Here is a 19,783-nt window from a genome sequence, read left to right on the forward strand (position 1 = left end):
GACCCTACGCAAGCGCCCGTGTGTCCCGGGCGAGTCCCGGCCAGTCGATGTCCCGCAGCGCCGGCTCCGGGCCGCACGCCGAGGGCAGCCGCGGCGTGGACTGGAACCAGAGGACGGTCAGCCGGGAGCGGTACGCGACCGGGTCGTGGGCCGGGTCGAGGGCGGTGGAGTGGAACGTGCCGAGGCACGCCACGGCGGGCAGCACCTCGACGGGTCCGAGGCCGCCCGCGTACTGGTCGGGGTACTCGCGCGGGGGCGGGACCAGATGGACCGGCGTGCCCGGGTGGGCCTGCTCGGCGGCGCGCAGCAGGCCGCGGATCCGCAGGTCGTTCACCGGCTTGCAGGGATAGCCCTCCAGCAGGTCGCCGTACGTCGAGGTGAACCGCAGCTCGGCCAGGTCCACCGAGCGGCCGGAGGCCAGGACGAGACGGGCGAGCGCCAGGGCCGGCGTTCTGACGTGCTGGTGCATGGGGGTCTTTCGGTGCTCGTGGAGGGGGCCCCGCTCAGGGCCGGTGCCCCGTCAGCCGTGCCGCCGACGCGATCGTCGCCCGGGCCTCCCGCTCGGACAGTCCGGTGTTCAGGGCCGCGTCGACCAGGGGGTCCACGAGCGCGGGGCCGATGCCGTCCTCGTAGGCGCGGCAGGCCGCCCAGAACAGGCGGGTGTTGCGCTGTCCCTCGTGGGCGGCGAGCACGAACTGGACCAGGCCCTGGCCGTGTCCGCCGGCCGACGGGGGCGTGGGGTGCTGGGCGCGGGGCGGCGGGAGCAGCAGGCGCAGCAGGGAGCGCGGGCAGCGGGCCGGGGGCAGGTGCGCGGTGCCCGGGGCGGCGGCGTACACGCCCCGGTCCGTGCGGGAGCCGGGGCCGACGAGGTAGCCGCCGGCGCCCCGGATGTCGATGCCGGGGGCGAGGCGGCCCGCCGAGTTGGGGACGACCACGTCGGGCGGGCCGCTCAGCCAGAGGTGACGTCCGCCGGAGGGGGTCAGGACCACCACCGTCGGGGGGATGGTGAACAGGTGCCGCAGGGCCAGCTCGCGCAGGGCGGCCGAGGAGTCCGTGCCGGTCTTCACGTCCAGGTCGATGCCGATCAGGTGGTGCGGGGGCAGGCCGCAGGCGATGCCGTAGCCGGTCGCCCAGGGTGCCGCGGCGAACAGTTCGCGGATGCGGGCCGGGTCGCTGGAGGCGTCGTAGACCCCGTGGCCGAGGCGGCCGCACTCGCCGTGGCAGGGGGAGGGGGCGGGGTCGTCGCGGTGGGGGGAGCGCAGCGCGGGCAGCTTGGTGCGGGACAGGGGGAGGACGGCCAGTCCGCGCTCGGCGGCTGACAGGGCGTGTGCGAGGGCCAGCGTCGTGGCCTGCCGGTCGGTGGTGGCCATGCTCCTAGTTTCGTACGTACGTTCGAAAAAGGAAAGGGGGAGCGGGTGCGACGCGCCGGGGCGGAGCGGCGTCGGGGAAAAGTGCTGGAACGCTTCGTCCCTTGCGGTACCTGGGTTCGAACGACCCTTTGTGCCCCCGTCCGGGACGGAAGTGACGCAAAGGGGTTTATCGACTTGTCCTCACGCTTGCGTGCGAATCGCGGCTTCCAGGGTGGTTCGCCGGGGATTCGGTGGGCAACTCTGGACTCGCGACGTCGAGCAGAAAGCCAGGGCGGCCGGCCAACTTCCCTGGTGGCAGCAGTACTTCACGTACGTCCTGGAGGGACAACGACATGGCAAGCATCCGTACCGCCCGCGTCATCGCAGCCGTCTCCGCCCTGCCGCTCGCAGCCGCGCTCTTCACCGGTGTCGCGACGGCGGACAACGGCGCCTTCGCGGACAACGGATCGATCGCGTCCGTCACCGAGGCCGAGCAGGGCATCCTCGGCAGCGGCGTCGGCGGCGACAACTTCGGCAACGCGGCCACCACCCAGCAGCAGGCCGTGGGTGACGGCGCCTCGAACCAGAGCAACACCGCCCAGGTCAACGGCTCGGCGTTCACGGCCGTCAACCAGGGCAACGACAACACCGCCGTCAGCTTCGCCCCGCTGTGGTGGTGAGCTGACCGGGCCGGTGTACCGGCACCGGCCCGGAAGGTGTGTGGGTGTGCTTCGTGGGGTGACAAGCGCCTGGGCGGCGGTACTTCGGTACCGCCGCCCAGGCGCTTTCCGGGTGTGGCGGGCGGCCTTGACAGGTGCCGATATCTGACGGACAGTCAGAAACCGTGAGCGGTGAGCCCGATGTCCACGAGGAGTTAGAGGCGCGCCTGAAGGCCTACGAGGGGCGGCCCGCGGCCGTCACCGGCGTGGGGAAGGACCCCGTCAACGAGCCGATGATCAGGCACTGGTGCGAGGCGATGGGCGACACCCACCCCGCCTACGCGGGACCGGACGCGGTGGCCCCGCCCACCATGCTCCAGGTCTGGACGATGGGCGGCCTGTCCGGCCACCCGGGACGCGCGGCCGCCTACGACGAACTGCTCGGCCTGCTCGACGAGGCGGGCTGCACCGCCGTCGTCGCCACCGACTGCGAGCAGGAGTACCTGCGCCCCCTGCGCCCGGGCGACCGGATCACCTTCGACTCGGTGATCGAGTCGGTCTCCGGCCGCAAGACCACGAAGCTCGGGACGGGCTACTTCGTCACCACCCGCACGGACATCCGGGCGGACGGCGCACTCGCCGGCACCCACCGCTTCCGCATCCTCAAGTACGCCCCCGAGCGCCGGCGGAACACGCCCCGGGAAACGCGCCCTCGCCCCGTCGTCAACCGCGACAACGCCGGCTTCTGGGAGGGCGTGGCCCGCCACGAACTGCTGATCCAGCGCTGCACCGCCTGCCGCGCCCTCCGTTTCCCCTGGCTGCCGGGCTGCCACGGCTGCGGCTCCCCGGACTGGGACACCGTCGCGGCGAGCGGCGAGGGCACGGTCTACTCCTACGTCGTCATGCACCACCCGCCCTTCCCGGCCTTCGAGCCTCCTTACGCGGTCGGCCTGATCGAGCTCGCCGAGGGCGTGCGGATCGTCAGCAACGTGGTCGGGGTGCCGTACGACGAGGTCCGCATCGGCATGCCGGTCCGGCTGGAGTTCCGGCGCTACGACGACGAGCTGGTGCTGCCGGTGTTCCAGGGGGTGACGCCGTGAACCCCGGCGACCGCCTCCCGCCGCTGGAGATCCCGATCACCCGCACGCTGATCGTCGCCGGGGCGATCGCCTCCCGCGACTACCAGGACGTGCACCACGACCCGGACGCGGCCCGGGGGAAGGGCTCCCCCGACATCTTCATGAACATCCTGACCACCAACGGCCTGGTCGGCCGCTACATCACGGACCACTTCGGCCCCGGGGCCGTCCTGCGCCGGGTCGCCATCCGGCTCGGCGCGCCCAACCACCCCGGCGACACCATGGTGCTGACCGGCACGGTCGAGGAGGTCGACGGCGACACCGCGACGGTCCGGGTCGTCGGCGCGAACGGCCTCGGCACGCACGTCACCGGCACGGTCACGGTACGGGTCCCGGCATGAGCCCGAGGAGCCGGGACGGACTCGGCGGGCGCGCGGCCGTCGTCGGTGTGGGGGCCACGGAGTTCTCCAAGGACTCGGGCCGCAGCGAACTGCGCCTGGCCGTCGAGGCGGTGCGCGCGGCCCTGGCGGACGCGGGCCTGACACCGGCCGACGTCGACGGGATGGTCACCTTCACCATGGACACCAGCCCCGAGATCACCGTCGCCCAGGCGGCCGGCATCGGCGAGCTGTCCTTCTTCTCCCGGATCCACTACGGCGGCGGAGCGGCCTGCGCCACCGTCCAGCAGGCGGCCCTCGCGATCGCCGCCGGCGTGGCCGACGTGGTCGTCTGCTACCGGGCGTTCAACGAGCGCTCCGGCCGCCGCTTCGGCTCCGGCGTACGGCACCGGGAGCCCACGGCGGAGGGCGCGGTGCTCGGCTGGACGCTGCCGTTCGGCCTGCTCACCCCGGCCTCCTGGGTGGCGATGGCGGCCCGGCGGTACCTCCACACCTACGGGCTGACCCCGGAGGCCTTCGGGCACGTGGCCGTCACCGACCGCAGGTACGCGGCGACCAACCCGGCCGCCTACTTCCACGGCCGTCCCATCACCCTCGCCGACCACGCCGCGTCCCGGTGGATCGTCGAGCCGCTGCGGCTGCTGGACTGCTGCCAGGAGACGGACGGCGGACAGGCGCTCGTCGTCACCTCCGTCGAACGGGCCCGCGACCTGTCCCACCCGCCCGCCGTGATCGCCGCCGCCGCCCAGGGCGCCGGACGCGCGCAGGAGCAGATGACCGGCTTCTACCGCGGCGACCTCACCGGCCTGCCCGAGACGGCGGTCGTGGCGCGGCAGCTGTGGCGCGGCTCGGGGCTCACGCCGGACGCCGTCGACGTGGGGATCCTCTACGACCACTTCACGCCGTTCGTGCTGATGCAGCTGGAGGAGTTCGGCTTCTGCGGCCCCGGCGAGGCGGCGGACTTCGTGGCCGAGACCCGGCTGCCGCTCAACACCCACGGCGGCCAGCTGGGGGAGGCGTACCTGCACGGCATGAACGGCATCGCGGAGGCCGTCCGGCAGATCAGGGGCACGGCGGTGAACCAGGTGCCGGGCGCGGAACGGGTCCTGGTGACGGCCGGGACGGGCGTGCCCACGTCGGGACTCGTCCTGACCGCCGACCCCCAGGGGTGAACCCGCAGTACCCGGGGCCCGCCGCTCCACCTACAGGAGGTGCAGCCACCCCTACCCCTACAACCTGAGGGGGATCCCGCTTCGGGACCTGCGGCCGATCCGCTCGGTACCGGCCCGCTCATAGCGTTGAGCCATGACCACACTCGTCTGCACGAGCGCTTCGAAGGCGGCCGCACCAGCGGAGCGGACCCTTCCCTACCCGTCGTTCTCGTCGTACGTCAAGGCCCGCCAGCCGGTGCTCCTGCGCACCGCCCGCTCGCTCACCGGCAACCCGAGCGACGCGGAGGACCTGCTGCAGACCGCCCTCGCCAAGACGTACGTCGCCTGGGAGCGCATCGAGGACCACCGCGCCCTCGACGGCTATGTGCGCCGGGCGCTGCTGAACACGCGGACGTCGCAGTGGCGCAAGCGCAAGGTCGACGAGTTCGCCTGCGACGAGCTGCCCGAGCCGGAGCCGGTGCCCGGCGGCGACGACCCGGCCGAGCAGCAGGCGCTGCGCGACGCGATGTGGCGGGCGATCATGCGGCTGCCCGCGCGGCAGCGGGCGATGGTGGTCCTCAGGTACTACGAGGACCTCAGCGAGGTCCAGACGGCGGAGGTGCTCGGTGTGTCGGTGGGCACGGTGAAGTCGGCCGTGTCGCGGGCCCTGGGCAAGCTCCGGGAGGACGCCGAGCTGGGACTTGTTCGGTCCTGAGCCGAAGTGTCGGCCGACGTCACCTGATCGATCACCGCCTCCTAGTGACATACCGCGTGGTATGTGCGCAGAATCAGCGCAACCCTTACCACCGCGCAGGCAATGTCGCCCCGGGAGGACGCCGTGCTGAGCACCATGCAGGACGTACCGCTGTTGATCTCCAGGATCCTGACCCACGGGTCGACGATCCACGGGACATCGCAGGTGACCACGTGGACCGGTGAGGACGAACCGCACCGCCGCTCCTTCGCGGAGATCGGCGCCCGCGCGGCCCAGCTGGCCCACGCGCTGCGCGAGGACCTCGGCGTCACCGCCGACGAGCGCGTCGCGACCCTGGCCTGGAACAACGCCGAGCACGTCGAGGCGTACTTCGCGATCCCGTCCATGGGCGCGGTCCTGCACACCCTGAACCTCCGCCTCCCGCCCGAGCAGCTGGCCTGGATCGTCCACCACGCCGCCGACCGCGTGATCATCGCCAACGGTTCGCTGCTCCCCCTGCTCGCCCCGCTGCTGCCGCACCTGAAGACCGTCGAACACGTGGTGGTCACCGGCCCCGGGGACCGCTCGCTGCTCGCGGAGGCGACCGCGCAGGTGCACGAGTACGAGGACCTGATCGCCGGGAAGCCCACCTCCTACGACTGGCCCGAGCTGGACGAACGCCAGGCCGCCGCCATGTGCTACACCTCCGGCACCACCGGCGACCCCAAGGGCGTGGTCTACAGCCACCGCTCCATCTACCTGCACTCCATGCAGGTCAACATGGCCCAGTCGATGGGCCTCACGGACCAGGACACCTCGCTGGTCGTGGTCCCCCAGTTCCACGTGAACGCCTGGGGCCTGCCGCACGCCACCTTCATGACCGGCGTGAACCTGCTGATGCCGGACCGCTTCCTCCAGCCGGCCCCCCTCGCCGCGATGATCGAGCGCGAGAAGCCGACCCACGCGGCCGCCGTCCCCACCATCTGGCAGGGCCTGCTCGCGGAGCTGACCGCGCACCCCCGGGACGTCACCTCCCTCACCCAGGTCACCATCGGCGGCTCGGCCTGCCCGCCGTCGCTGATGGAGGCCTTCGACAAGCTGGGCATGCGGGTCTGCCACGCCTGGGGCATGACGGAGACGTCCCCGCTCGGCACGGTCGCCCGTCCGCCGGCCCACGTGGTCGGCACGGACGAGGAGTTCTCCTACCGCCTCACCCAGGGCCGCTTCCCGGCCGGTGTCGAGGCCCGGCTGACCGGCCCGGGCGGCGAACGCCTCCCCTGGGACGGCGAGTCGGCGGGTGAGCTGGAGGTGCGCGGCCCGTGGATCGCCGGGGCGTACTACAACGGCCCGGACGCCGACCCCCTCCGCCCCGCCGACAAGTTCAGCGAGGACGGCTGGCTCAAGACCGGCGACGTCGGCACGATCTCGCCCGACGGCTACCTCACCCTCACCGACCGCGCCAAGGACGTCATCAAGTCCGGCGGCGAGTGGATCTCCTCGGTGGAGCTGGAGAACGCGCTGATGTCCCACCCGGACGTCGCCGAGGCGGCGGTCGTCGCCGTCCCCGACGACAAGTGGGGCGAGCGCCCCCTGGCCACGGTCGTCCTCAAGGAGGGCGCCACCGCCACGTTCGAGACCCTGCGCGCCTTCCTCGCCGACGAGGGAAAGATCGCCAAGTGGCAGCTCCCGGAGCGCTGGACGGTCATCGAGTCGGTCCCGAAGACGAGCGTCGGCAAGTTCGACAAGAAGGTCCTGCGCAGGCAGTACGCACAGGGCGAGCTGGACGTCACGAGCCTCGCCTGACCCCACCGGCCCCGTCCGACAGCCCCTGGCCACGGCCAGGGGCTGTCACGTCGACCGAGCGAGATCACCGCCGCGACCAGGTCACCCCCCACCCCAGCACCAGCCACAGCCCGGCGACTGCGCACACCCCGCCCCAGCCGAAGTGGCTGAAGGCGGCGCCCGCGAGGGCCGAGGCGGCCGCGCCGCCCGCGAAGCCGGCGACGACGTAGGCGGTGTTGGCGGTGGCGGGCGTGGAGGTCGCGGTGAGGGCGAGCGTCTGGTTGGCGACGTGGGACGCGACCAGCGCCGCGTGGATCAGGACCGCGGCGGCGAACAGCGCCCCCAGCATGTGCCCGCCCAGCCAGAACAGCGGCACCGACACGGCGGCGAGCAGATACGCGGACCGCACGACGCGCGCCGCGCCGAACCGGTCCACGAACCCGCCGGCCAGCGGCGCCACCGCGCTCGCCGTCAGCCCGAAGAGCCCGAACAGCCCGGCGGTCGCGGTGGACAGCCCGTACACCGGCCCGGTCAGCAGCAGCGCGAGCGAGGTCCACAGCGCGCTCCACGCCCCGAACATCCCGGCCTGCCGCACGCACGCCCGCCACAGGTCCGGCGAGCGCCGCAGCACCGACGGCAGCGCGGCCAGACCCGCGAACAGCGGCCCTTCCCGCCGCCGCTGCGACGGCAGGACGACGGCGGTCGCGAGGCCCAGGACGAGGGTCAGCAGGGCCGCCCCGGCAAACACCCAGCGCCAGCCGAAGGCCTGCCCGGCGATTCCGCCCAGCACCCGGGCCGCGACGATCCCGGTGAACAGGCCGGCTATGACGGCCGCGACATGCCGGGCCCGCCGGTCCGCGGGGGCGCGCTCGGCGACCAGCGGGACGAGCAGCTGCGGGATGACGGTCGCGGCCGAGGCGACGAACATCGCGACGGCGAGGGCGGCGGCGCCCGGCGCGGCCGCACTGGCGGCCAGCGACAGGGCGGTGACGACGGTGAGCCCCGCGACCAGCCGACGGCGGTTCGCGCTGTCGCCGAGCGGGGCGAAGAACAGCAGGCCGACCGCGTAGCCGAGCTGCGCGACCGAGGCGATCCAGGCGAGGGCCGAGGGCGCCGAGCCGAAGTCGCGGGCCATGAGGGAGAGCAGCGGCGCGGCGAGGTAGATGTTGGCGGCGGTCACCGCGCTGCAGACGGCGAGCAGGGTGAGGAAGAGACCGGGCGCGGGCGTGCGCCCCTGCCGCACGGGGGCGGCGGAGGCCCGGCGGGACGTGGTCGTGGTCGCTGACGGCATGAGGGGAGGACTCCTTGGAGTCGGCTCTAGCAACTAACTAGTTGGTTGGATGATGAGGCAACAGTGTGGGTGCCTCCGCCATTCCCCGTCAACCAAACAGTTGGTTACCAGGCGCGCTACCCTCTCCCCCATGGCAGCAAGGGACCCCGAGGCCACCAAGGCCCGGATCTTCGATGCGGCGGTCGCCGAATTCGCCCGGCACGGCATCGCCGGCGCCCGCATCGACCGCATCGCCGCCGAGGCCAAGGCCAACAAACAGCTGATCTACGCCTACTTCGGCAACAAGGCCGAGCTGTTCGCGATCGTCCTCGAACGCAAGATGCTCCACCTCGCCGAGGCCGTCCCCGTCGACCCGGACGACCTGGAGAGCTGGATCGACCGCCTCATGGACTACCACGCCGCCCACCCGGAGCTGCTGCGCCTGCTCTTCTGGGAGGGCCTGGAGTACGGCAGCACCGAACTGCCCCACGAGTCCGACCGCCAGGAGCACTACCGCCGCAAGGTCGCCGCCCTCCAGGACGGCCAGGACCGGGGCGTCGTCACCGCCGCGATCCCGGCGGCCGACCTGCTCTTCCTGCTGACCGCCCTGGCCAACTGGACCGCCGTCGTCCCGCAGATGCGGCGCATCCTGGTCGGCGACGACGACACCGACCAGCAGCGCCTGCGCGCCTCGGTCAAGGAGGCGGCCCGCCGGCTGACGGCGCGTTAGAGCGCGTGGCGCAGCGCCACGGTCTGGAAGAAACCCGGCGCCGATCCGTGTTGCCTCCTGCGACGGACACCGTGTGTCACAGGGCCTGCGAGGAGATACGGAACATGACCGAGATCAGCACGGGCGGCGACGTGGTCACGTACATCAATGTCTTCACCGTCGCTCCCGAGCATCAGCAACGCCTCATCGAGCTGCTCCAGCACATGGCGCGCGAGGTCATGCCGAAGCAGCCCGGCTATGTGCAGGCCAATATCCACCGGGGTCTTGAGGGCACGCGAGTGGCCAATTACAACCAGTGGCGCTCGCAAGCGGATCTTGCGGCCGCGCGCGAAGACCCCGAGGTACGGGCGTGCATGGAGCAGGTACTGAAGATCGCGACGCTCGACCTCGTACCGTACGAGGTCGTCTCCGTACACCGGCCGTAGGTTCCCAGCCTCCCCGGCGAACTGCCGCAGAGGCCCCTAGTTGGTCCCGATCCGGGCCAGCAGCTCGACGATCCGCGTCTGCACCTCGCCGCTGGTGGACCGCTCCGCGAGGAAGAGCACCGTTTCTCCGGAGGCCAGCCGCGGCAGGTCGGCCTGGTCGACGGCGGCCGTGTAGACGACGAGCGGGGTGCGGTTGAGCTGCCCGTTCGCCCGCAGCCAGTCCACGATCCCGGCCTGCCGCCGATGCACCTGGAGCAGGTCCATCACGACCAGGTTCGGCCGGAACTGCCCCGCCAGCGCCACCGCGTCCGCTTCGCTCGCGGCCCGCGCGACCTGCATCCCGCGCCGCTCCAGCGTCGCCGTCAGCGCCAGCGCGATCTCCGCGTGCTCCTCGATGAGCAGGACGCGCGGCGGATGCTGCTCACTGTCGCGCGGCGCCAGCGCCTTCAGCAGCACCGCCGGGTCGGCGCCGTACGCCGCGTCCCGCGAGGCCTGCCCGAGCCCGGCCGTGACCAGCACCGGCACCTCGGCGGCCACGGCGGCCTGCCGCAGCGACTGCAGTGCCGTCCGGGTGATCGGCCCGGTCAGCGGGTCGACGAACAGCGCGGCGGGGAAGGCCGCGATCTGCGCGTCGACCTCCTCGCGCGAGTGCACGATCACCGGCCGGTAGCCGCGGTCGCTCAGCGCCTGCTGCGTGCTGACGTCCGGCGCCGGCCACACCAGCAGCCGCCGCGGGTTGTCCAGCGGCTCCGGCGGCAGCTCGTCGTCCATCGGCTGCGGCCGCGGCGGATCGGCCACCTCGACGGCACCGCCCGGCCCGTCCAGCGGCTCCGGCCCCTCGGCGGCGTTCTCGTCCGGAGCGCCTATGGCGTACGACCGCCCGCCGCCCTCGGTCAGCTGCGCGAGCCGGGACTGCCCGGCGAGGGAGGGCTGCGCGGGAACCGGCGCGGACACCGGCGCCTGAACCTGTGCCTGAGCCGGGGCCTGCACCTGGCCGGGGCCCGGCGCGGGCGTCGCCTCGCCCGCCGGATGCGGCCGCGCGGCCTGCTCCGGACGCGCCCCCGGCTCCGTACGCGTGGCCGGGTCGGGCGGCGTGCCGAGCTTGCGGCGCCGTCCGGACCCACCGGGCTGGTGCGGGGGAGGCGTCCCGCCCGGAGCCGGGGGCGCGGCCGGCTGCTGGACCTGTGCCGCCTGCCGGTTGAAGGGCACGCCCTGCCCCAGCGTCCGCACGCTGATGGCCCGCCCCTGCGTGGAGTTCGGATCGACACCCGCGGCGGCCTCGGCGGGCAACGGCTGGGCCGACCGCGGAGCGCCCTCCGCGGGCAGCGGGGTGCCCGGGCCCGGGGTGTGCGGCTGCGGGGCCTGCCGGGCGCCGTTCGGCGGTACGGCGACACCGGCTCCCGAGGTGTCGTCGGCGGCGGGCCAGGTCTGGGCGGCGGGGGTGCCGCGGGGCGGAGTCCCCTGGCCCGGGGCGGCCTCGGCGGGCAGCGGCTGACCGGCGGAGGTCTGCTGCCCCGGCGCGGCGACACCCTGCTGCGGCAGGGGCTGCGCGACCTGGGGCTGCATCTGGGCCGGAGCCTGAACCGCCTGCCCCGGCAGCGCCGCCTGCACACTGTGCCCGAGCCCACCGGGCGGCGGTACGGCGACGCCTTGCGGGGGTACGACGCCCTGCGACGCGGGCACGGCGACGCCCTGCGGGGGCACGACGCCCTGGGGGGGTACGGAGCCGCCCTGGGGAGGGGCCGCGACGCCCTGCGGGGGTACGACGCCCTGGGGGGGTACGGAGCCGCCCTGGGGAGGGGCCGCGACGCCCTGGGGCGGGACGGCAGCGCCCTGCGGTCCGGCCACGGCCCCCTGCGGTTGGGGGACGTGGGGGACGTGGGGGACGTGGGGGACGTTCCCCTGCGGAGCATTCCCGCCAGGGGCACCTCCCGGGGCGCCGCCTTGCGGCTGGACGGCGTTGCCCTGCGCCGGAACGGGCACGCCCTGCGGCGGCACGGCCGTACCCGGCGCGACCTGACCGGCGGCCACCCCGACCTGCGCGGGAGCGCCCTGCGCGGGGACGGCCTGCCCGGGAACGCCCTGCCCCTGCGGAACCCGGCCGTCGGCGTCCTGCTGCGCGGGAACCATCTGCTCGGCCCCGGCGGGCGCAGCGCCGGCAGGCACAACACCGGCAGCCGCAGCACCGGCGGGCACGGAACCGCCGGGCACGGAACCCGCCGCTGCCGGTCCGGCCTGGTCGGCACCCCCCGCCGCGGGAAGCGGATGTCCAGCCCCCGCCGCAGGAACCGGATGTCCGGCCCCCTGCCCGGGCGAACCGGGGACGGGGACGCTGCCCGGTGCCTGGGCCTGGGCCGCTCCGGCCCCCTCGGCGGCCGGCTGTGGCGCCACGGCCCGTCGCCGACGACCCGTCGGCGCGCTGGTGGGATGCGGCTGCGGCGGGGTGTGATCGGCGGACTGGTCGTGCGGGACGGCGTCGTGCCGCCCCTCCTCGACGCCCCCGCCCCCGGAGCCCCCCGGCCCGGGAACCGCGACGGCCCCCTGACCCTGCCCCTGGCCCTGGTCTTGGCCCTGACCCGGCACCTGGCCGGCCTGCCCGACCGGAACCTCCTGGTGCCCCGGCACCGCCTGGTCGGCTTCGGCCGGCGGCAGCGCGAACACCTGACGCGGCCCGGCTGCCTCCTGCTGTGCCGCCCGCTCGTTGGCGGCGGCCAGCGCACGCCGTCGACGCCCCGTCGGCTGCGGGGCCTGCCCCTGAGCCGCGCCGGCGGCACCAGCGGCCTCACCGGACGGCGACGCGGGCAGCGCCGGCGGCAACGCGTGTTGCTCACCCGGTTCGCGCCGGGCCCGCCGTCCGGACGGCGCGGGCACGCCCTGCGGCGGAACGGTCCCGCCCAGCCCCGTACCCGAGGCGGCGGTCCCGGCCGCGTGCTCGGCGGCCGTGACGACGGCCCCCTCGGCGACACCCTGGACGGCACTCCCGAGGGCAGCCGCACCGGCGTCCTCGGCGGGCCGACCGCGCCGCCGCCCGGTACCGCCCGACACGGCCCCGCCCTCGCCGGAGGCCTGCGCCGGAAGGGCGGCCGGTTCCCCGGCGGCCCGCCTCCGCCGCCGCCCGGTGGGCACGACCCCATCGGCACCGGAACCAGCACCGGCACCGGAGCCGGAATCACCGGCCCCCGCACCACCGGCCACGTCACCCTCGGCACCCGCAGCATCCGCGTCCAGGAAGGCATCGGTGGACGACCGCCGCGCCCGACGCCGCCCTCCACCGGAGGACTGCTCATCGGGAACAGCGGTGGCAACGGTGGCAGCGGTGGCAGCGGTGACATCCGGGGCATCGGAGGCATCGGGAACGGCCTCGTCGACCGCCTCCGCGGTGACCGCCCCGGCCCCGCCCCCGATCGGCACTTCGAGGACGTACGCGCTCCCGCTCATCCCCGGCACCTCATGCGTCTGCAGCACACCGCCGTGCGCCCGGACGATCCCGCGGACGATCGGCTCGTGCACCGTGTCGCCGCCGGCGTACGGCCCGCGCACCTCGATGCGGACGACCTCGCCGCGCTGCGCCGCCGCCACGACGACGGTGTTGTCCAGGTAACCGCCCGCCGACACGGGCGTGTTGCCGGTCGCGTCGACCCCCGCCACGTCGGCGACGAGGTGCGCGAGGGCGGTCGCGAGCAGCCGGGGATCGACCTCGGCCTCGATGGGCGGCGCGTGCACGGCGAACTGCACCCGCCCGGGCCCGATGAGCTCGACGGCCCCGTCGACACCGGCGGCGACGACGGCGTCCAGCATCACCTTCGTACGGGAGATGTCCTCGCTGCCCGCGTCGAGCCGCTGGTAGCCGAGGACGTTGTCGATCAGTGTCGTGATGCGCGAGTAGCCGGCCGACAGATGGTGGAGCACCTGGTTGGCCTCGGGCCACAGCTGCCCGGCGTCGTCCGCGGCGAGTGCGGCCAGCTCACGCCGCAGCTCCTCCAGCGGCCCGCGCAGGGACCGCCCGAGCAGGGTCAGCAGCTGCTCGTGCCGGGCGGCGAGCGCCTCGTACCGGTCCTTCTCCCGCTCCCCGAGCGCGGCGTACCGCTCCTCGCCGGCGGCGAGTTCCTCGGCGTGCCGCTCGCGCAGCTCCTCCAGCTCGGTGACGTGCTGCTGGCGCAGCGCGGTCAGCTCGGAGGCGTGTTCCTCGGCGACCCGCTCCAGCTCCTCGGCGTGGCGCTTCTCCGCCGCCTCCTTCTCCTCGACGACGGCGTCGTAGGGCCGCCGGTCGGTGAAGGTCATGACGGCGCCGACGAGCTGGTCGCCGTCGCGCACGGGCGCGGTCGTCAGGTCGACCGGCACCTTCCCGCCGTCCTTGGCGTACAGCACCTGCCCGCGCACCCGGTGCTTGCGCCCGGAGCGCAGGGTGTCGGCGAGCGGCGACTCGTCGTACGGGAAGGGCGACCCGTCGCCGCGCGAGTGCAGCACGAGCGTGTGCAGCTCCCGCCCGCCGAGATCGCTGGCCCGGTAACCCAGTATCTGGGCGGCGGCCGGATTGACGAGGACGATCCGCCCGTCGGTGTCGGTGCCGACGACGCCCTCGGCCGCGGCCCGCAGGATCATCTCGGTCTGCCGCTGCGAGCGCGCCAGCTCGGCCTCGGTGTCGACGGTTCCCGTGAGGTCCCGCACGACGAGCATGAGCAGCTCGTCACCGCTGTAGCCGTAACTGTCGTAGGCCTGCTGCCCGTTCTCCAGATTCGCACTGGTGACCTCGACGGGGAACTCGGTCCCGTCGGTCCGGCGCGCGACCATCCGGGTCGGCTTGGTCCGGGCCCGCGGGTCGAGGTGCTCCGGCCGTCGCATCGAGCCCGGGATCAGCTTGGAGTCGAAGTGCGGCAGCAGATCGAGCAGCCCGCGCCCGACCAGTGCGGTCCCCGGGGTCTCGAAGGCCTCCAGGGCGATGGTGTTGGCGTTGACGACCGTCCCGTTGGCATTGACCAGCACCAACGCGTCGGGAAGAGCGTCCAGTATGGCTGCGAGGCGAGCAGCGCCTCGGGATGGCCTGCTGCTCACGCGACGCTTCCTCCCTGTTACCGCACCTTGCCGACCGCTCGGGCCATCTTGCCAACCGTCCCGGGCCGTGTCACGCGAGGGAGTCTAAGGGCTGCGGTTGCGCTCGCGACGCCGGATGAGAGCGAGGTCGCACGAGGAAGTGACCCCGAACTGACGACCGAGTAAGAGGAAACGCCCGCCCTCCTGCGACGACGTCGCGGGACCTTCGCGGGACCTTTACGACGGAGGTGTTTCTGTACCTTTCGGCCGGGCTGGCGTGATCGGGGCGGAGTGTGGCGCAAACGGGGTGTGCGTGGGGGATGGCCCGGGGGGTGCAGGGAGGGGGGCCGTCCTTGGCTGACAGCCCCCCCCCGGATGCACGCGCCTCTGACTCTCAGGTGGTTCTCAGGCCCCCGCGTCGGATCTCAGGGGCCCGCGTCTTCAGGCCCCCGCGTCGCCGCCCATGTCCGGCAGGAGCGGCACGAGCCGGTCCCAACGGGCGATCTGGCAGCCGTCGCGACGGTCGTACGTGGCGTCGACTCGGCGTCCGGCCCAGGTGCCGGTGACGTGCGCGGTGGCGGGACCGCCGTACTGCATGGTGCAGAAGCCGCCTTCCGGCGCGGGCGCGAAGAGGTCCTGCCCCCAGCGGGTGTCCCGCTCGAGGGCGGCGCAGGCTCCGCGCGGGTCGGGGTGGCTGCCGCCCTCGGGCGCGCAGTACAGCTCGAACGTCCCGTCGACCCCGCCGCCGGCGTTCCGCACGGTGACGGTGAGGTGATCACGGTCCGGGCCGGCGCCGAGCCGGCTCGGGGACAGCGGGCCGGGCGCGTCGGCCTGGGCATACGCGGCCGGGGACACCGAGGTCAGGGAACCGGCGGCGGCGACGGAGGCGGCGGCGCCGACGAGGAGGCGCCGCAGGGTGGGGCGGGCAGTGGCCCGGGGGGTGGCACGCAACATGCCCTGCCTAACGCGACAGGGTCCCGGACGTTGCGCGGGGACGCCCATGCGCCGGTCCCGCGCGCCGGTCCCCTGGGACGGCGCACGCCCGCGACAAGGCCTTTGCCCTGCGCCCTTCCCGCCTAGTACCGTGGGGGTCGATTGGTGACACCACGCTCGACTGTGTCATCATCGGCACGCACCGACTCGCGCTCGCGCGTGGGGATGTGCTGGGAGGCGTCGCCTAGTCCGGTCTATGGCGCCGCACTGCTAATGCGGTTTGGGTTTTAAAGCCCATCGAGGGTTCAAATCCCTCCGCCTCCGCACCCGATCACGAAGCCCCGGTCCCACCGACCGGGGCTTCGCTGTCGTTGCCTCCAGCACCCCCCGTACGGCCGTTTCCGCAGGTCACAAGGGGTGTGGCAAACGGATTTCACATGGCGGCGGCAGTCATGTAATGTTCTTCCTGTCGCCGCGAGCGAGCCGGAAGGCCCGAGAGCGGCGAAAAAACAGAACAAGCACTCGTAGCTTAACGGATAGAGCATCTGACTACGGATCAGAAGGTTGCAGGTTCGAATCCTGCCGAGTGCACAGCAGACCAGAGGCCCTGTGGATCAGTCCACAGGGCCTCTGGTGTGTGCATATCTACGCGAGCTGGGTTTCCGCGGAGCGGCCCACTCTCAGGTGGCTCTCCAGCGGATGCACGAAGCTGACCTCGGTCCAGTCCTTGGCGAAGCTGCCTTCGGGGATGACGCGGACATCGGCGATGGTGTTGCCGTCGTCGACGGAGCAGACGACGCCGCGGCCTTTCGCCCTGCCGTAGAAGAGGATGCGGTCGTCGCTGAGGCCGGTGACCGATGTCCAGTCCTTGGCGAAGCTGCCCTCGGGGAAGACGCGGACGTCCGCGATGGTGTTGTTGTCGTCGACGGAGCAGACGACACCGCGGCCCTTGGACGCGCCGTAGAACAGAATGCGGTCGCCGCTCAGGGCCGTGACTGCCGTCCAGTCTCTGGCGAAGCTGCCTTCGGGGAAGACGCGGACGTCTCCCATGCTGTTGTTGTCGTCGATAGAGGCGACGACACCGCGGCCCTTGGACGCGCCGTAGAACAGAATGCGATCGCCGCTCAGAGCGGTGACTGCCGTCCAGTCTCTGGCGAAGCTGCCCTCGGGGATGACATGGAGGTCCGCCATGTTGTTGTCGTCATCGACGGACGTGACGACGCCGCGGCCCTTGGAGGCGCTGTAGAACAGCATGCGGTCGCCGCTGAGCCCGGTGACCGCCGTCCAGTCCTTGGCGAAGCTGCCCTCGGGGAAGACGCGGACGTCTCCCATGTTGTTGTCGTCATCGATGGAAGAGATGACACCGCGCCCTTTGGACGCGCTGTAGAAAAGAATGCGCTCTGACATCGTCGCGCCTCTCTGGCCTGTTTCCGCGTATCATCGCGACGCGAAAAGAATTAAATCCACCCTCGAATTCCCCCGTATAACGCTACGCTCACCCGATCGGCCCTGCATCCCGACGGTGAATTCAATTATTGACGGCGAAACGGAGGGCTACGCGACCTTGGGGCCGCAGCGCATTCCGATGTACACGCATCCGGTGCCGTCCGTCAGCGTGGAGAAGATGACGGGCATGTAGTCCTCGCTGAACGCCGCGCCCACCCCCGTACCGGCGAAAACCGTCTCCGTCACGGGTACCAGATCGATCTTTAGGGCTTCGGAGAAGTCCTTCATGCCGTCGACGAACTCGTACGCCATGTGCCCCGCACCGTCCCGCTCGGTCACGGTGATGACCACGCCCTCGCGCCGGTACGTGCCGACGAGCGGCGCGAAGTCGACCACGGGAGGCTCGGCCGGCGGGGCGAACGCGTCCGGCATCGTCACCCCGGCCAGTTCGGCGAGGAGTTCCCGGTAGAGCGCGGCGTACAGCTCACGCGCACCGCCGCCGTTGGTGAGCAGCGCGACCGCGACACCCGCCGACGGGACGACGCGCAGATAGCCGTACTGTCCGATGGAGGCGCCGTCGTGGCCGTAGCCCTGGACGCCGTTCCAGTCGTAGAGGGTCCAGCCCAGGCCCCAGCCGTCCGCGCTGACCGACCACTTGTCGGGGGAGTCCACGACCCGGCGCTGCATCAGCGCGACGGTCTCCTGGGAGAGCAGCCGGGTGCCGTCCTGCGCCACTCCGCCCGCGAGGTGCATCCGCGCGAGCCGCGCGAGGTCCCCGGCCGTGGCGATGACCCGGCCGTACGGGCCCGCCGAGCGCGGCATCAGGTCCCAGGACGGTGCCGGGTCCGGGTCCTGGCCCGGCTCGCCCAGGTGGCTCATCGCCGCCCGGAACCGCAGCGCCTCCTCGGGCAGCGTCACCGTGTGGTCGAGGCCCAGCGGGGTGAGGAGCAGGTCCTTCAGTGCCTCGTCCCAGACCTTGCCGGTCAGCACCTCGATGATGCGGCCGAGCACGTTGTACCCGATGCTGCTGTACGAGAGCGCCTCGCCGGGCGGGCAGTCGAGCGCCACGCCCTTCGCGGCCTCGACGTACTTGGCGAGGCAGTCGTCGCCGCGCCCGCTGTCATAGGTGAAGTCACAGGTGAGGCCGCTCGTGTGGCTGAGCAGCCGGCGTGTGGTGATCGCCCTGGTCGACTCGGGGTCGGCGACCGAGAACTCCGGCAGTACGTCCACGACCGGTGCGTCCAGGTCCAGTCGGCCCGCATCGGCGAGCTGCATGATCAGGGTGGCGGTGTACACCTTGGCGATCGAGCCCATCTGGAAGACCGAGTCGGTCGTCGCCTCCACGCCCGTTCCGCGGTGCAGCACGCCGCTGGCCAGCTCGTGTACGACCCCGTCGACGAGTAACGCCAGCGAGGCGGCCGGGACGTGGTGCTTGGCGCGCAGCTCGTCGAGCCGGGACTGCCAGTGGGCGAGGTCCAGCTTCCGACCCGCCGAGTCCAGGGTCCCCCACTCGCCCCTGGCGTCCCAGTTGCCCTGCTCGTCCCAGCTCACGTTGTTCGACATGCCTGCTCCCGACTGTGATGCGTACGGCGTTCCCGCGATGCGAACACTGTACGCATGCGGAAGCGCTGTACGCAATGTGCGTACGGTGTGCGCTAGTGCTGAGCGAGCTGATCGTGGGCGACCACGGGCGCATCGGATGCATGTAGGCGCATACTGGGGGCAATGACAAAGCCTGCTGCACAGAAGCGTCACTTGCCCACCAGCCCTTTCAAGGCTCCGGTCGCACCGGCTCCCAAGCACTTCGCCGTGGGTGACCAGGTCACCCACGACATGTACGGCCTCGGGAGGGTCATCGGCATCGAGGACGGGATCGCGGCGCTCGTCGACTTCGGGTCGGCGCCGATGCGGATCTTGAGCCCGTACGCCAAGATGACCAAGCTGTAGGACCGCTGTGCCCGGTCACGGCACGCAAGGCCCCTCCAGGGGCCTGCAACGAAAGAGAGACTCTCATCGAACCGACTTCGCTGTTCTCCGCTCCGGAAGGGCAACCCCGCCGTTCCGCCGCAGCATCGCCGCCGCCGGCGATGAACCCCTTCCAGGCCCCGGACTTCGGGGAGGACGACACCTTCCTGACCGAGGACCCCGGGGAGCCCGCCCCGGCGCGGCGTTCGGCGCGATCCAAGGCGGCTTAGTTTCACGAGTGCGCTCGGGCCAGAGGCTCTGAGGGTCGATGATCCTCAGAGCCTCTGGCATGTTCCGCCTTCCCGCCTTCGCGTCTTCCCCCCCGTCAGGCGACCGGGGCCGTTCAGTCGGTGCGGCAGTGTTCCTCCAGGTAGTCCGCCGCCAGGGCGCTCGCGCGGGTGAACCAGTCGTTGAGGACCGCGATCTCCTCGGGGGAGTAGTCCGCGAAGAGCCGCGTCAGGCGGGCGTAGTACGGCTCGTAGACCTCGCGGATACGGGCGACCGCCTCCGGCCGGGCGGCCACGCGGACGCGGCGGCGGTCGGTCGGGTCGGGGCGGCGGGTGATGTAGCCGGCGCGCTCCAGGCGGTCGAGGATGCCGGTGACTGCGCCTGTGGTGACGTGGACCCGGGCCGCCAGGTCGCCGGCCGTGGGGAGGTTCTCCCCGGCCTCGAGCACGTAGGCGAAGCAGGTGAGGTCGGTCACACTCAGCCCCACCTGCTGGGCGATCTCGTGCTGTCCGACCAGGTGGGTCGCGATGAGGTGGTCCATCGCCGAGAGCGCCTGCTCCGGTGTGGCGGCCGGACGCGGCTTGGCTTGCATTCCCAATTCCCTTAGTTCGTGAGAAGTTTGGGCCGTCAATGGCTTAGTGGT

17 protein-coding genes and 2 tRNA genes are annotated in these 19,783 nt (G+C 72.7%); 11 read left to right on the top strand and 8 right to left on the bottom strand.

The annotated features are described in order from the left end of the window. Positions 1-4: 4 nt before the first annotated feature. Positions 5-469, bottom strand: coding sequence for a hypothetical protein (locus ABZ386_RS30220; protein WP_198678217.1), 465 nt, complete (start codon positions 467-469; stop codon positions 5-7). A 34-nt stretch (positions 470-503) separates the two neighbouring features. Continuing rightward, on the bottom strand, positions 504-1,370 hold the full coding sequence (locus tag ABZ386_RS30225) for a bifunctional DNA primase/polymerase (RefSeq protein WP_358966724.1): 867 nt from the start codon (positions 1,368-1,370) through the stop codon (positions 504-506). 332 nt (positions 1,371-1,702) lie between these two features. Here ABZ386_RS30225 and ABZ386_RS30230 point away from each other — a divergent pair, with 332 nt between their 5' ends. The 6 genes from ABZ386_RS30230 (at position 1,703) to ABZ386_RS30255 (ending at position 7,133) form a co-directional block, all read left to right on the top strand. Beyond that, the gene (locus ABZ386_RS30230) at positions 1,703-2,029 is read left to right on the top strand and encodes a hypothetical protein (RefSeq protein ID WP_114254036.1); all 327 of its coding nucleotides are present in this window, start codon (positions 1,703-1,705) and stop codon (positions 2,027-2,029) included. Positions 2,030-2,193: 164 nt separating this feature from the next. Further along, positions 2,194-3,108 carry an OB-fold domain-containing protein gene (locus tag ABZ386_RS30235; protein ID WP_351340710.1) on the top strand — a complete coding sequence of 305 codons (915 nt, stop codon included), beginning with the start codon at positions 2,194-2,196 and terminating at the stop codon, positions 3,106-3,108. Next, positions 3,105-3,488, top strand: a complete 384-nt coding sequence (locus ABZ386_RS30240) for a MaoC family dehydratase (protein WP_351340712.1) — start codon at positions 3,105-3,107, stop codon at positions 3,486-3,488. The genes ABZ386_RS30235 and ABZ386_RS30240 overlap by 4 nt, the downstream gene beginning before the upstream one ends. Further along, complete coding sequence (locus ABZ386_RS30245; RefSeq protein ID WP_358966727.1) at positions 3,485-4,657, top strand: lipid-transfer protein; 1,173 nt, start codon at positions 3,485-3,487, stop codon at positions 4,655-4,657. Before ABZ386_RS30240 ends, ABZ386_RS30245 begins: the two co-directional genes overlap by 4 nt. 133 nt (positions 4,658-4,790) lie before the next feature. Then, complete coding sequence (locus ABZ386_RS30250) at positions 4,791-5,351, top strand: SigE family RNA polymerase sigma factor (RefSeq protein ID WP_351340716.1); 561 nt, start codon at positions 4,791-4,793, stop codon at positions 5,349-5,351. 102 nt (positions 5,352-5,453) lie between these two features. Next, positions 5,454-7,133 (top strand): long-chain fatty acid--CoA ligase, encoded by a 1,680-nt coding sequence (locus ABZ386_RS30255; RefSeq protein ID WP_355723110.1) that lies wholly within the window; start codon positions 5,454-5,456, stop codon positions 7,131-7,133. 64 nt (positions 7,134-7,197) lie between these two features. On the opposite strand, the gene ABZ386_RS30260 is transcribed toward ABZ386_RS30255, so the two are convergent. Continuing rightward, complete coding sequence (locus tag ABZ386_RS30260; RefSeq protein ID WP_358966730.1) at positions 7,198-8,403, bottom strand: MFS transporter; 1,206 nt, start codon at positions 8,401-8,403, stop codon at positions 7,198-7,200. A gap of 130 nt (positions 8,404-8,533) precedes the next feature. Here ABZ386_RS30260 and ABZ386_RS30265 point away from each other — a divergent pair, with 130 nt between their 5' ends. Together ABZ386_RS30265 and ABZ386_RS30270 are read left to right on the top strand one after the other, a co-directional pair. Further along, positions 8,534-9,112: a TetR family transcriptional regulator gene (locus ABZ386_RS30265; RefSeq protein WP_355723104.1), complete on the top strand. Its 579-nt coding sequence runs from the start codon at positions 8,534-8,536 to the stop codon at positions 9,110-9,112. 104 nt (positions 9,113-9,216) lie between these two features. Further along, positions 9,217-9,537, top strand: coding sequence for an antibiotic biosynthesis monooxygenase family protein (locus ABZ386_RS30270; RefSeq protein WP_351340728.1), 321 nt, complete (start codon positions 9,217-9,219; stop codon positions 9,535-9,537). Positions 9,538-9,573: 36 nt separating this feature from the next. On the opposite strand, the gene ABZ386_RS30275 is transcribed toward ABZ386_RS30270, so the two are convergent. Together ABZ386_RS30275 and ABZ386_RS30280 are read right to left on the bottom strand one after the other, a co-directional pair. Further along, the gene (locus ABZ386_RS30275) at positions 9,574-14,589 is read right to left on the bottom strand and encodes a PAS domain-containing protein (protein WP_358966734.1); all 5,016 of its coding nucleotides are present in this window, start codon (positions 14,587-14,589) and stop codon (positions 9,574-9,576) included. A gap of 420 nt (positions 14,590-15,009) precedes the next feature. After that, a complete protein-coding gene (locus ABZ386_RS30280) occupies positions 15,010-15,522 on the bottom strand; it encodes an SSI family serine proteinase inhibitor (protein WP_351340733.1) in 513 nt (170 codons plus the stop codon). A 212-nt stretch (positions 15,523-15,734) separates the two neighbouring features. Here ABZ386_RS30280 and ABZ386_RS30285 point away from each other — a divergent pair. Together ABZ386_RS30285 and ABZ386_RS30290 are read left to right on the top strand one after the other, a co-directional pair. Further along, positions 15,735-15,825: transfer RNA gene (locus ABZ386_RS30285), tRNA-Ser, on the top strand. A 194-nt stretch (positions 15,826-16,019) separates the two neighbouring features. After that, a tRNA-Arg gene (locus ABZ386_RS30290) sits at positions 16,020-16,092 on the top strand. 54 nt (positions 16,093-16,146) lie between these two features. Here ABZ386_RS30290 and ABZ386_RS30295 read toward each other — a convergent pair. Both ABZ386_RS30295 and ABZ386_RS30300 read right to left on the bottom strand, forming a co-directional pair. Beyond that, the gene (locus ABZ386_RS30295; RefSeq protein ID WP_351340753.1) at positions 16,147-16,908 is read right to left on the bottom strand and encodes a hypothetical protein; all 762 of its coding nucleotides are present in this window, start codon (positions 16,906-16,908) and stop codon (positions 16,147-16,149) included. A 147-nt stretch (positions 16,909-17,055) separates the two neighbouring features. Further along, a complete protein-coding gene (locus ABZ386_RS30300) occupies positions 17,056-18,510 on the bottom strand; it encodes a serine hydrolase domain-containing protein (protein WP_358966736.1) in 1,455 nt (484 codons plus the stop codon). A 162-nt stretch (positions 18,511-18,672) separates the two neighbouring features. Here ABZ386_RS30300 and ABZ386_RS30305 point away from each other — a divergent pair, with 162 nt between their 5' ends. Continuing rightward, positions 18,673-18,894 carry a hypothetical protein gene (locus ABZ386_RS30305; RefSeq protein WP_114254023.1) on the top strand — a complete coding sequence of 74 codons (222 nt, stop codon included), beginning with the start codon at positions 18,673-18,675 and terminating at the stop codon, positions 18,892-18,894. 361 nt (positions 18,895-19,255) lie between these two features. On the opposite strand, the gene ABZ386_RS30310 is transcribed toward ABZ386_RS30305, so the two are convergent. After that, complete coding sequence (locus tag ABZ386_RS30310; protein ID WP_114254022.1) at positions 19,256-19,732, bottom strand: MarR family transcriptional regulator; 477 nt, start codon at positions 19,730-19,732, stop codon at positions 19,256-19,258. Positions 19,733-19,783: the final 51 nt, after the last annotated feature.

Origin of the sequence: Streptomyces sp. NPDC006140 (assembly GCF_040628815.1) — a bacterium.
Classification (GTDB): Bacteria; Actinomycetota; Actinomycetes; order Streptomycetales; family Streptomycetaceae; genus Streptomyces.